Raw genomic sequence first — 12,596 nt, 5'->3', positions numbered from 1 at the left:
GCCGGGATCAGAGGGGTTCGTAACCGCTGTACGGGTCGTCCCCGCAGGCAGGGCCTGCGGTCGTGTCGTCGGCAGGTACGCCCGGTGCGGCGGGCGTCGGTTCGGGGTGTCGCTCTCCGGCGGGCGGCACGTCGGTGTGCTGCGGTCCGGTGACGGCACCGGGGGGACTGCCGGCGCCGTCCGTACGGGCCCTCGGTGCGCCGGAGTTCGGTTCGGGGGGTGTGCTGCTCATCCGGTGGGTGGACGTCCTTCGGTCATGCCCAGGTGCGGACCGGCTTACGGAGCCTGCGCGCACTGAGTATCGAGGGTCGCCGCGGGTCCTCGCGATGGGGCGGATGACCTAAAGATCGGGTCCCGCGCCGGTGACATGGCCTTCCGACGGGGTGATTCCGGCCTGTGTCAGGCTGACCGCCAGTGCGGTACGCGAGGTCACTCCGTATTTGCGCATCGCGGAGTTCAGTTGCGCGGCAATGGTCTTCGGGGAACGGGAAAGTGCCCGTGCGATGGCCGGGTTGGTCAGGCCGGTGAGCATCAGCCGGACCACTTCCAGCTCGCGCGGGGACAGTTGGTCGCCGTAGCCGCGCCGCCCACCGCGCCACTCTCGTACCGGCGCCCCGGCTGCACGGCGCGCGACGTGTACCCGGGCGGCGTCCTTCCGGGCTCCCAGAGCCATGAACCCGGCCTGCGCGCGGGCGAGTTCGGCCAGTCCGGTCTCCGTGTTCCCCGCTGCCAGCAGGCAGCCGGCCCGGCGTTCGGCCGCGAGCAGTGCATCGTACGGCCGGGGCAGGCGCTTCCAGGCGGTGACGGCCCGGCCGAACGCGGCGGCAGCCTCGACGCTGCGGCCCTCTCCCTCTGCCAGCACTCCGCGACACGTCTCCAGGGCCGCGTCCGCTGCCGGCAGGTTCCTGCCACTGAGCCCTTCGGCCAGGTCCGCGACGAACTTCCTTGCCTGGTCCGGCCGTTCGACCGCGAGCAGCGCGCCGGTTCGCACCGGTGCGAACTCGGTGGCCCACAGCCAGATGTTCTTGCGGGCCACGACGTCGGCCGGCCCTTCCGTCAGCTCCAGCGCCTCGGCGGCCGACCCCTCGGCGAGCCGGATCCGCGCCAGGGCTGCCGAGGGCTCCAGCGGCAGATCCACGATGCCGCGCCGCAGCCCCGCGTCGAGCACCTGGCGCAGCCGCTCCTCGACGGCCCCGGCCCCGTCTTCGGCCGCCGCCGCGGGGCCCGGATCCACTCCGCCTCCGACCGCCCCGTCCAGCAGGGCCGTGACCAGCAGGGCGTCCAGCTGGAGCAGGGGTTCCTCGTCCACCGCTGCCAGGGCCGCGGCCCGCTCGGCCAGTCCGTCCCAGGCGCCGGTGAACCAGTCCAGGTGCACCAGCGTCACCAGGATCATGTCGTGCAGCCGTAGGTGCCGGTGTTCCTCGGCCCTGGCCAGCCCGGTCGTCAGCAGCGCTCTGGCCTCGTCGTAGCGGCCCCAACGCATGGCCGCGTTCCCGATGTTGAGTCCGCTGCGGGTCAGCTGCATCATTCCTGCGGGCGTCGTCGCGGTGTCGGGCAGCTCCGCGGCCACGGCCCAGCCGGCCTCGTCGCCCATGTCCAGCAGGGCGGTTGCCCGGTCCACCACGAGAGCCAGCCGCTGGTCAGCCGCCATCGGCAGCCGGGCCGCGTCGGCCGCCCGGTCCAGCCAACGGCGGTGCTCCCCGGCGGACATCAGGGTGCTCGGCGGGCTGCCGAGTGTGGTCATCGCCCAGGCAGCCTGGAACGGTTCGTCGGCCAGATCCGGCAGCGCCCTCTCCAGTTCCGCCGCACCGGCCGCGTACTCGGCCACCTGCAGCAGCATCCTCCCCAGTTGGATACGGACGGCCGCGCGGTCGTGCGGTGCGAGTGCCTCCCCATCCAGCACCCTGCGCAGCGCGCGGATCAGGTCACCGCGGGCAACGAGCCCGGCGAAGGCCAGGACCGGCATCTTCTGTGCCCACCGGGCCACCGAGGCGGCGGGCGGACCGCTCCCGGTGAGCAACTCGTGCAGCAGTCCGACGGCGGTGCGGTGGTCCCCGGAGGCCAGCGCGAGGTCGGCGGTCAGTTCCGCGTACTCGCGCCACTGCCCGGTGTCCCCCGCCTCCCGGTAGTGGTGGGCGAGCCGGGCCACCGGCTGAGGCGTCAAGGCCCGCAGTGAGCGGCCCGCTCCCCGGTGCAGGGCCCGGCGGTCGGGCGCGGGCGTCATGTCGTAGACCGCACGGGCCGCCAGCGCGTGCCGGAAACTGACCCGGCCGGCCCGGTCCTCGCCGAGCAGTCCACTGCGTACGGCGGCGTCCACGGCGCTCCCGGCAACGTTGTCCGGGAGCCCGCTCACCGTCGCGAGGATGGCCGGGCCGACCGGTTCGGCCAGCACGGAAGCAGCCTGCAGTACGCGTTGCGCATCCGGAGTGAGGCGCGAGGCGCGCTCGGCGACGGCGTCCCGGATGGTGGGCGGGACAGCGATGTCGGCCAGCGTCCTGCGCACCCACTCGCCGTCGCGCCGGACCAGATCGGCCCGGTCGCGCAGCAGCCGGACCGATTCCTCGATCGCCAGCGGCACACCGTCGGTCCGTTTCTGGAGGAACGACGCGAAAGTCTCGGAGACGTGTTCCCCGTCCAGCATCGACGACATCAACTCGGCGGTCTGCGGCACGTCCAGCGCGCCAAGACTGATCCGTACGTACCCGGTACCGGCCGGGGGCCGGGAGGTCAGCCGCATCAAAACGGAGTCCGGTGCCACCTCCTCGGGACGGTAGGTCAGCACCAGACTCATCCGGCGGGAACGGCGGGAGGCGAGGAACAGCAGGAAGTCCAGGGTGGCTTCGTCGGCCCAGTGGACATCCTCCAGGACCAGTACACCGACTCCCATGGCGTCCAGCAGTTCGGCCAGTGCGCGGAAGAGCCGGTGCCGGGCAGCACCCGCGTCCGACAGCGCCTCGGGGGCCGGCGGCAGGTGCTGCCCCCACTCCGGGAACAGGGGCCGCAGCACCCCGGCGAGGGGGGTGAGTGCCAGCTCCGCCACATCGGGCTGGGCATCGCGGGCGGCATCGACGACCGGGCCCAGCGTGAGCGCCTCCCGGAACGGCGGGCATACGGCGGCCAGCGGCCGCCGGGCGGCGACACCGGGCTCGTCCAGCGCCTCCTGAACGAGCCGGCTCTTGCCGATACCGGCCTCGCCCTCGATGAGAACCGTGGCCGGCGGCCGGGCCAAGGCGTCCGTCAGCCGGTGCAGTTCGTCCGCTCGGCCGACGAAACGCGGAGCGCTGACGCTGGGCAGCACGCGCGGGAGGCGGTCCTCCGCAGAGCGCTCCATCCGACCGCCTTCCCCACTCCGCCCAGAGTCTGTGCGACCCGAGCGCCCGCTGACCGTGCGGGCCTCGACACCGCAGCATGCCATGATCGCCGCACTGACCGCGCCCGGGTACGCCGACTACGGTTGCCACGAACGTTTCTGATGTCACGTCAATTCTTGACGGATCGCCAAACGAGGCTCGTGGCCGCATGGGGAGACCGGCTTCTCCGCATGAAGGGTAGGTCCGTGCGGGGTGTACCGGGGTGGCGCCGTCAGGCCTCGGAGGGGTCCAGGGGGGCGGCGAGGCGCCGGCAGAGGCGGTCTTCAGCCTGAGGCTCGAAGATGGTCTCACCGTGCGAAACGGCGCGAGTACGGTATCGAGGCACGAACATGGCGGCCGCGGCGGCTGGTGTCCGGTCCTGCGTGTGGGCGAGAGCGGTGATCTCATCCGTGGTGGCGGGCAGATCCACGACATAGGACTTGAGCAGCGTGCGGAGGTCGTGGCGGTAGCGCTCGTCGTGGGTGAACTCGGGACGGTCGCTGTGGTCGGTGAGCAGGCACAGGAGCGCAACCGTGCCGAAGGTAGGGATTGTCTACCTTGATGAGCAGTTCACGCAGGGCCGCGTCGTCGCACCACAGGGCGGTCCCGGTGTCCGGAGCGTCCTGGCGGCAGACAGCCGGGCGGCGGTCTTCCTGGTCGGGGACATCCTCTGGTCCGCTTCGCCCCTTGGGCCGCGTAAGGCCGAGGTGGGGCCGACGGGTCTCTCGCCGACAGTGCGAACGGTGTGGCGGTCAGGCATACAGCCGCCGGGCGGAGTCGGTGGCCGGTGAGTGGTGGCCGTGGGTGGTGTAGGCGAAGTTCAGGACGGTGCGGCGGGCGCCGGGGTGGTTGAGGGGGGTGACGCGGTGGGCGGTCAGGTCGCTGCGCAGCAGGTAGGCGTCCCCCGCGTGATGGTGGGCCTGCCGGGTCCCGGGCTTGTCCAGGGCGGCGAGGCTTCGGTGGCCGGGGTTGAACTCGAGGAGTCCGCCGTCGGCGGCCTGGGGTGGTGCTTCGACGAAGAGGACCAGGGCCGGGGGGTAGTCGTCGGTGTGGGCGCCGTGGGTGTCGCCGGGGTTGTGGAGGATGTTCAGCACATGCCGCTCCACCGGCTCCTCCACGGGCCGCACGTCCGTGCCGTGCAGGGCGGTCAGGAGCGCCAGCAGTCCGGTGTCGCGGTACAGGGCGCTGATGAGTGGTGATTCCCGGGCGATGTGGTGGCCGCCCAGGGTGGTCATGTGGCGCGGGCTGTCGTCCATGCACTCCATGCTGAGGTCCCGGCGGGTCGCCGACGCCTCCAGTCGGCCGACCTCCTGCCGCAGCGACTGCAGTCCCGGCTGGGTCAACAGGCCGGGCAGCGGCAGGTATCCGGTCTCGGCGAAGCGAGGGCGCAGCGATGCCGGGTGTGAGGGCAGGGTCAGCACGGGCACAGCCCTACCCCTCGGGCCGGCAGGGGGAAACGCAAGATCAGGCCGGCAGCCGTCCAGCGTGCTGCGAGCCGTCCCGTCGCCACCCTGAGGTAGAAATCGCCTCGGGCGGCGCGAATCGTTCCTGCGGTGAATGTCCTCGGCCATGCGGGTGAGCGCAGCCCGCTATGACTCCGGCGGATGCAAGGAGACCGGTAGAACGCGGGGGTCGTTCCGTCGTACCGAGGGGTGTTCGTGATGAGCCGAGGCTTGATCGTCGTGGATGTGCAGAAGGACTTCTGCGAAGGAGGCAGCATTCCCGTCGTGGGAGGCGCGCAGATCGCCACCGCGATCGCCGAGCTGGTGGAACAGAGCGCGGGTGGTGACTACCAGTACGTCGTGGCCACCCGGGACCACCACATTGACCCGGGAAGCCACTTCTCCTCGGACCCGGACTTCAAGGACAGCTTCCCCGTCCACTGTGTGGCGGGAGACGAAGGCGGCGAGTTCCACCCGAACTTCGCCCCCACCGTCGCCGGCGGCAAGGTCCACGCCGTCTTCTTCAAGGGCGCTCACAGCGCCTCCAAGAGCGGCTTCGAAGGCGCGGACGCCGAAGGGACCTCCCTCGCGGACTGGCTGCGCGCCCGTGGGGTGAGGGATGTCGACGTGGTGGGCATCGCGACCGACCACTGCGTGCGCGCCACCGCACTGGACGCCGCCGCGGCGGGGTTCAGCACCCGGGTACGCCTGGACTACTCGGTCGGCGTCGCCCCCGACACCGTTGCCTCCACCCTGGACGACTTCCGCCAGGCAGGCATCAAGACGTCCGGTCAGGCACCGGTGCCGAGTTAGGCCCGCCGGCAGGTCGAACGCCCTTCAGACCGTGACGGTGCCCGGGCCGGCCACGGCTGGTCCGGGCACAAGCCCCCAGTTACCGCGGAACCCCGAAGGCCCGTGCCTGGTGCCTGTTGCCGGCCCCCCGCGGCCGGCAACAGGCATGGGCGTTGCGGCGGGCCCCCACGGCCCGGACACAGCCGCTGTCGGAAGGGGGCCGCCACATCCACCCCGCCGAACGGGCCTTGACCGAACCCTGCTGCCGAGCCCCCACCGCCGCTGGCGGCGCGGCGCTTGGGGCTCGGCGGTCTCAGAGGTGACGCCGAGTCGGCAAGCAAGTGCGCCGCGCGTGTTCTTAGGCGGTCTCGATCGTTGGACGGATCATGCTGACCACATGGGTGACGCGACCAACCACCGGCCCTCGGTTGTCCTCACGCCCCTGCCGCAGGACGCAGCCATCCCGAACAGCCTCCTTCTCCATCCGCTGGGGGCTGGACTCCGACCGCCTTGGAGGGGTGACTACGTGACTTCGGGTGTGGTCGACGCGCAAGCAATCGATCTATGCGCGGTTCAGAGCCAGGTCGACGCGGTGCTTGACGACTTCCTTGCCGACAAGGCTCTCGCGGCAGCAGGCCGGGGGCACCCGCCGGAACTGGTCCAGACCGTGCGGGACTTCCTGGCGGCCGGGGGGAAGCGGATCCGGGCACTGCTGTGTGTGGTGGGCTGGCATGCCACCGGCGGCTGCCGGGTACCGAGAGGCGTGTGCCGGGGGATGCGGTGACGGCGGTGACGGCGGTAGCCGGGAGCGGAGCCGAAGCCGGCTGATGAGGTCGGGAAGGGGTCCCGCTCTCCCGGGGAGCTGTCGGTGCAGGAGCACGGACGCTGGGCACCTTTTTGCCGGGGTGGCCGAGTTCGTCGCGGAGCAGTTGGGGGTTGCGGAGCAGTTGGGGGTTGAGGATCCGTCGTGTCCGAAGCTGTACCCGGAGCGGCTGCCGACCCAGCATGAGCACGCCCGTGAGATCCGGAAGCCGCTGAAGATCCGGGATTTCGAGGATGGCGACCTGGCCCTGCGGGAGCACGTCGCCGGGCGGGTGTGGGTGTCGCACGAGGGGCCGCGGGCGCGGTTCGACCGGGCGGTGACGTGGCCGCTGCGCACCCGGGTGCTGATGCCGGGGCTCACTCAGCCGGCCCGGCTGGTCGGTGAGGTCCGTACCGGTGAGCGGGCGCCGATCCACTCGGTGGTGGACGCCCCGGTGGAGCCGGAGTTCCGCCGCGGGCTGCTGGAGCTCCTCGATGTCCCGGAGGGGCCGCACGGTCCGTGCCGGAGGGGTGGCGTTGGAGCGGACGCGGGACATCCACGCCGGCGTAGCCGGCCCGGTACGGGATGAGTGCGCACGCGGCTACGCTGCGCAGGCCGGCGGAACCACGACGTACGGCGACGGGTGTCGCCTGCTTCCGGCAGGCGGCGCCCCGGTGGGCGCGAGGCGCGCTACTCGGACGGGACCGTGTCCCGGGGTGGCGCGACTACCGGCCCACGATGTCGGCGGACCGCGCCCGGACGGCGGCCGAGGACGCCGACCGGGCGGCGTACGCCGATGCGGGGTCGGAGTACGCCGCCCTGGGGCGGGACGAGCTGCGGGAAGCGGCCCAGGCCCGGCTACTTCGGGTCGCGGTTGAACTGCGCCATCGACCAGCGGTAGCCGAGCGCGGTCAGGCCGACGCACCAGGCGATCGCGATCCACCCGTTGTTACCGATCTCGGTGCCGAGCAGCAGGCCGCGCAAGGTCTCGATGGCCGGGGTGAACGGCTGGTACTCGGCGATCGGCCGGAACCAGCCCGGCATCGTGTCGGCCGGAATGAAGGCGCTCGAGATGAGCGGCAGGAGGATCAGCGGCATCGCACTGTTGCTGGCTGCCTCGGGCGTCGGGCTGGCCATGCCCATGCCGACCGCGATCCAGGTGAGCGCCAGGGCGAACAGTGCGAGCAGTCCGAACGCGGCCAGCCACTCCAGGACGGTGGCATCGGTGGACCGGAAGCCGATGGCCACGCCGACGGCGCCGACGAGGACCGCACTGGCGAGGCACTGCAGCACGCTGCCGACGACGTGCCCGACGATCACCGAGCCGCGGTAGACCGCCATCGTCCGGAAGCGGGCGATGAGGCCCTCGGTCATGTCCATGGAGATGTAGACCGCGGCCCCGATGACGGTGCTGCCGACGGTCATCATCAGGATGCCGGGGACGATGTAGGCGATGTAGTCGGAGCGGTCGGCGCCGCCGCCGCCGATGCCCGCGCTCATCACGTCGCCGAAGATGTAGACGAAGAGCAGAAGCAGCATGATCGGCGTGAGCAGCAGGTTCAGGGTTGCGGACGGGTAGCGCCACGCGTGCAGGAGGTTGCGGCGCAGCATCGTGTTCGAGTCGCGCACGGCGAGGGAGAGGGCGCTCATCGGACGTTCTCCTTGGGCTGGTCGGGGACGTTGGCCGGGCCGGTGAGGGCGAAGAAGACGTCGTCGAGGTCGGGGGTGTGCACGGTCAGTTCGTCGGCCTCGATGCCGGCGGAGTCCAGTCGGTCGAGGATGGAGCGCAGTTCGCGCTGGCTGCCGTCGCTGGGGATCCGCAGCGCCAGTGCCTCGTCGTCCCGGGTGACTTCACGCAGCGCGGAGGCGGCGGCCCGGTAGGCGGCCGGGTCGGAGAAGCGGAGCCGCACGTGCCCGCCGGGGATCATGCGCTTCAGCTCGTCGGCGGTGCCTTCGGCGACGATCCTGCCGTCGTTCAGCACGGCGATGCGGTCGGCGAGTTCGTCGGCCTCGTCCAGGTACTGGGTGGTGAGGAAGACGGTGACGCCGTCGGAGACCAGTTCGCGGATGATCTGCCACATGTTGTGGCGGGAGCGGGGGTCGAGGCCGGTGGTCGGCTCGTCCAGAAAGATGATCCGCGGGTGGCCGACCAGGGTCATGGCGATGTCCAGGCGGCGCTTCATGCCGCCGGAGTAGGTGGAGGCGGGCTTCTTCGCGGCCTCCACGAGGTCGAAGCGCTCCAGCAGCTCGGCGGCGACCCGACGCCCTTCGTCCTTGGACAGGTGGTGCAGGTCCGCCATGAGGAGCATGTTCTCCTCGCCGGTGATCAGGCCGTCGACGGCGGAGAACTGCCCGGTGACGCCGATCGCGGCGCGGACACCGTCCGGTGACGTGGCGACGTCGTGGCCCGCGACCTGGGCCTGCCCGCCGTCGGCGGTGATGAGCGTGGAAAGGATCTTCACGGCGGTGGTCTTGCCGGCGCCGTTCGGGCCGAGCAGCGCGAACACCGACCCGGCCGGGATGCGCAGATCGATGCCGTCGAGGACGGTCTTGTCTCCGTACGACTTGCGCAGACCGACGGTGGAGATGGCGGCCGGCGAGGCGTGACCGTAGCGCAGGTTGGATGCGGGCATGACAAATGAAGGCATACGGCCCTCCTGTAGAAGGCTGAAGTGGTGCGGAGGGTGGGCGAGTTGACGGTGGTGCGAGGTTGGACTGCGGAGGCCCTCAGGCCTTGGCGCGGAGGATGTCGATGTTGCCCCAGTTGGTCCGTGCGTGGACCTTGACGGTGTCCTCGGCCTGCTCCGGGGCCTCCGACGCGGCAAGCGCGTTGCGTACCTGCCCGCGGTTCGAGCTGACGTCGAGCCAGGCGGCGGCACCCTCGCGGATACCGACCTCGATCGAGCCGTTGGAGGTCTCCAACCGGACGTTACCCCGGGCGACTTCGGCGACGCGAAGGAGGCCGTTGGTGGTGGTGCCGGTGACCGACGCCTCGGCGCGCCTGATATCGATGGCGCCGTTGGCGCCGTGCACCCGCAGCTCGCCGGTCACGGCGCCGACGGTCGTGGCGCCGTGCGAGTTCTTCAGGACGGCGGGGCCGTCGACGAGGCCGACGCGCACGTCACCGGTGCTGCTGACGATCTCGGCCCCGCCTTCCACCCGGTCGACGACGGTCGAGCCGTGCGACGCCTTCAGTTGCAGCGGGCCGGTGGTGTCGAGGCGGACGTCGCCGGCCGAGGTCTTCACGCGGACCTCGCCGAGCCGGCCCTCGCCGAGCACCCTGGCCCCGGCGCCGGTCATGTCGATGTTCGAGCCCGTGGGCAGTTCCACCGTCACATCGACGGTGCCGCCGCGCCCGAGCAGATTGGCCTTGGGTGTGGTGACGGTCAGGGTGCCGCTCGTGCAGGCGACCTCGGTCTGGTCGGCCGTCCGTACGTCCAGGTCCTTCTTCGGGTCGCGGGGCCGCACCTCGACGACGGTGTCGAGGCGGTCGCCCGCGGTGAACTGGATGGAACCGGCGTACACGTAGGCGGTAACCGAAATCGGTCCGGGAGTGTCGAAAGAAGGCATGGCTGTCCTGTCCTCATGAGTCCTTGGGGCGTCCCCGCTGGTGGGACGTGATTGTGGGGGTGAAGTGGTGCGGGCGGGGGCGCGGCTAGCGCACCCAGCCCGTGAAGCTCTGTCCGACGGCCTGGGTCTTCTCCGTCGTACGCGGCCGGGTGCTGCCGTCGATCGCGGCCGACACGGTGCGCACCAACCACGCGTTGACCGACAGGCCCTCGCGGGTCGCGGCCTCTTCGGCGCGGGCCTTGAGGTGGGCCGGCAGGCGCAGGTTGACGCGTGCGGTGCCGCCCTCGTCGACGTCGGCCGAGGACAGGGTGTTGAGCGGTTCGACGGGCGCGGCCGGCTCCACGGGGGCACCGCCATAGGTGGGCGGCGGTGTCACCACGAAGTCGGGGTCGAGCCCGCGCAGCCGTACGTCGACGGAACCGGGGGCGAGTTCGCGGGTGATCTCGTCCATCGCGACGGAGAGCACGTTGAGCATGGTCAGCCGGGTCGCCGATTCCAGGGGAGCGGTGAGCCTTTCGGCCAGCTCGCGGGCTTCGTCGCCGCCGGCTTCGGCGGCCACCGCAAGTTCGCGGCGGAGGGAGTCGACGTATGGGGTGAGGTCCATAACGCCATGATGGCACCATGGTGACGCCACGCGCAAGCCATGAGGCGACATCCTGAAGTCAGCGCGTTACACAACGGCCTCGACCTGCGAAAACACAGTGACGCCTACCTGAGTCACGGTGACGCCGTGCGCACCACAGCACCTCCGGGAGCACGGAATGGCTCTGGATGACGCCAGGCGGCACCGGATGGCACCAAGCTGCGCCACTCGCGACATCATGTGATGCCATCCGGTGTCGCAAGGGTGGCCTGCCCCTGCCGCGCGGTCCGTCTCCGGGCCGAGCCCACCCGAGGCGACATGATCGGCCCCGCCCGGCCCCGGCATGTGTTGTGACGCCTGGGCAACTCAGCGATGAGCAAGGGACCTTGATCGAACCGCACCTGACGGTAGGCGACCACGTCCTGCCTCCGGTCCGCACCACGCCCAGCGAGGTCGCCGAAGACCCTCTCTCCGGCCTGCCCGGAGGCTGCCACCACCACCCAGCCCGGGCCGCCCAACAGTGGCATCACCGAGCCGCACTCGGGCTTGCCGGAGTCCCTCCCGTACCCAACCGCTGCCCGCGTCCGGGATTCGGTCGCGCAGCACGGTCTCCACCGCGATCAGGGGGTGCAGCACGGCCACGGTGGAGAACCGTCGCGCACCCGGTGTCCTGTGCCATCGAACGTTGAGTGCGCGCCGTCGAGGTTTGAGTGACGTGGATCACTAAAGATCTACGTGCCGCACGCAACTGCGGCCCATGCCATCGCTGTCTGACAGGGAGTCGGGCCCGTCAGGGCCGGGGAGCGAGAGAGCGGGGCAGGTCGTGGGACGGCGCAAGGGCCACATAGGTACGGCACTCCTCACGGGTGTGATGCTGGTGGGCGCGAGTGCCTGCGGCGGGGGCGGCAGTGACAAGGCCAAGGCGAGCGGGGACGACGCGAAGGCGTCGGGAAAGGCGAGCGCGAGTGCCTCACCCTCGCCGTCACCGACGAAGCCCGCGGGCCCGCCGATGCTGCTGGAGACGATCACCCCGCAGACAGGAACCACGGTCGGCGTGGCCATGCCGATCTCGGTGGTCTTCACGAACCCGGTGGCGGCAAAGGCGCGGGCCACGGTCGAGAAGCACATGAAGGTGAGCACCTCGCAGGCCGTGGCCGGCGCCTGGCACTGGTTCGGCGGCAAGCGCGCCGACTGGCGCCCGAAAACGTACTGGCCCACCGGTACGACGGTGAAGATCGACGCTGACATGAAGGGCGTAAGCAACGGCAACGGACGCTACGGCGTACACAGCTACACGCACACCTTCAAGATCGGCGATGACGTGCGCGCGGATGTCTCGGTGACCGGCCACACCATGAAGGTGACCCGGAACGGCAAAATGGTGCGCACCCTGTCGATCAACGCGGGCAGCGCCCAGTATCCGACGTGGAACGGCACGATGGCCGTCATCGACAAGCAGAAGAAGGTCCACATGACCTCCTGCAGCGTCGGCATCAGCTGCGACAAGGGCAGCCCCAACTACTACGACCTGACGCTGCCCTGGGACATCCACCTGACCCAGTCCGGCACGTACGTGCACTACTCGACCGGCGACCCGAATCCGGGCAGCGGCAGCGCCCGCGGCTCGCACGGCTGCGTCCACCTGTCCTTGTCGGACGCCAAGTGGTTCTACGGCCAGGTCAAGCAGGGCGATCCCGTCACCGTCACCGGCTCGCCCCGTGCCAAGGCTCCGGCCGACAACGGCTACGCCGCCTTCAACCTGGGATGGGGCCAGTGGCTCGCGGGCAGCGCCTCCGGAGAGGGGACGACCGCGACGCTGTGACGCGCTGCGGCGGCGGCACCGGTCAGCGGCAGCTGCTGCCCCACCGCGTGGTCCGTGCAGTCGTCCGCGCCCGTCGCAGGAGGCAGCCGCACGTCGTAGAAACCGTCGGCGTCCGCCGCCCGGCACAACGATGACGCCCGTCCGGGCAGCCCCACACGCCCGGCCGCGTCGGCGCCCCGGCGAGAGGCCGACTCCCGGGCGATCGCCCGAGGGGCCTGGGCACAGCATGAGACGG

At 71.1% G+C, this 12,596-nt stretch carries 11 protein-coding genes; 4 read left to right on the top strand and 7 right to left on the bottom strand.

What is annotated here, in order from left to right:
* Positions 1–7: 7 nt before the first annotated feature.
* The 3 genes from RWE79_RS38335 to RWE79_RS38325 all read right to left on the bottom strand — a co-directional run bounded on the left by RWE79_RS38335 (position 8) and on the right by RWE79_RS38325 (position 4,777).
* Entirely contained in the window at positions 8–232 is a 225-nt protein-coding gene (locus RWE79_RS38335) for a hypothetical protein (RefSeq protein WP_475945257.1), read from the bottom strand.
* Positions 233–340: 108 nt separating this feature from the next.
* Positions 341–3,331 (bottom strand): helix-turn-helix transcriptional regulator, encoded by a 2,991-nt coding sequence (locus tag RWE79_RS38330; RefSeq protein ID WP_475945255.1) that lies wholly within the window; start codon positions 3,329–3,331, stop codon positions 341–343.
* Between the two features lie 771 nt (positions 3,332–4,102).
* Entirely contained in the window at positions 4,103–4,777 is a 675-nt protein-coding gene (locus RWE79_RS38325) for a HalD/BesD family halogenase (protein WP_475945253.1), read from the bottom strand.
* Between the two features lie 234 nt (positions 4,778–5,011).
* Here RWE79_RS38325 and RWE79_RS38320 point away from each other — a divergent pair, with 234 nt between their 5' ends.
* From RWE79_RS38320 to RWE79_RS38310, 3 genes are all read left to right on the top strand, one after another.
* Positions 5,012–5,605, top strand: a complete 594-nt coding sequence (locus RWE79_RS38320) for an isochorismatase family protein (protein WP_475945251.1) — start codon at positions 5,012–5,014, stop codon at positions 5,603–5,605.
* Between the two features lie 505 nt (positions 5,606–6,110).
* Positions 6,111–6,368, top strand: coding sequence for a hypothetical protein (locus tag RWE79_RS38315; protein ID WP_475945249.1), 258 nt, complete (start codon positions 6,111–6,113; stop codon positions 6,366–6,368).
* Between the two features lie 121 nt (positions 6,369–6,489).
* Entirely contained in the window at positions 6,490–6,975 is a 486-nt protein-coding gene (locus RWE79_RS38310; RefSeq protein ID WP_475945247.1) for a DUF4158 domain-containing protein, read from the top strand.
* Positions 6,976–7,244: 269 nt separating this feature from the next.
* On the opposite strand, the gene RWE79_RS38305 is transcribed toward RWE79_RS38310, so the two are convergent.
* The 4 genes from RWE79_RS38305 to RWE79_RS38290 all read right to left on the bottom strand — a co-directional run bounded on the left by RWE79_RS38305 (position 7,245) and on the right by RWE79_RS38290 (position 10,560).
* Positions 7,245–8,036: an ABC transporter permease gene (locus RWE79_RS38305; RefSeq protein ID WP_475945245.1), complete on the bottom strand. Its 792-nt coding sequence runs from the start codon at positions 8,034–8,036 to the stop codon at positions 7,245–7,247.
* Complete coding sequence (locus RWE79_RS38300) at positions 8,033–9,034, bottom strand: ATP-binding cassette domain-containing protein (RefSeq protein WP_475945243.1); 1,002 nt, start codon at positions 9,032–9,034, stop codon at positions 8,033–8,035. The genes RWE79_RS38305 and RWE79_RS38300 overlap by 4 nt, the downstream gene beginning before the upstream one ends.
* Positions 9,035–9,113: 79 nt before the next feature.
* Positions 9,114–9,956, bottom strand: coding sequence for a DUF4097 family beta strand repeat-containing protein (locus RWE79_RS38295; protein ID WP_475945241.1), 843 nt, complete (start codon positions 9,954–9,956; stop codon positions 9,114–9,116).
* Between the two features lie 85 nt (positions 9,957–10,041).
* Positions 10,042–10,560, bottom strand: coding sequence for a toxin-antitoxin system HicB family antitoxin (locus RWE79_RS38290; RefSeq protein WP_475945239.1), 519 nt, complete (start codon positions 10,558–10,560; stop codon positions 10,042–10,044).
* An 850-nt stretch (positions 10,561–11,410) separates the two neighbouring features.
* On the opposite strand from RWE79_RS38290, the gene RWE79_RS38285 reads away from it, so the two are divergent.
* Entirely contained in the window at positions 11,411–12,361 is a 951-nt protein-coding gene (locus RWE79_RS38285) for a L,D-transpeptidase (RefSeq protein WP_475946385.1), read from the top strand.
* Positions 12,362–12,596: the final 235 nt, after the last annotated feature.

The sequence above is a fragment of the Streptomyces sp. RLA131 genome (assembly GCF_056270125.1).
Note: the sequence above shows the minus strand (reverse complement) of the source record. Positions and strands in the feature narration are given on the sequence as shown.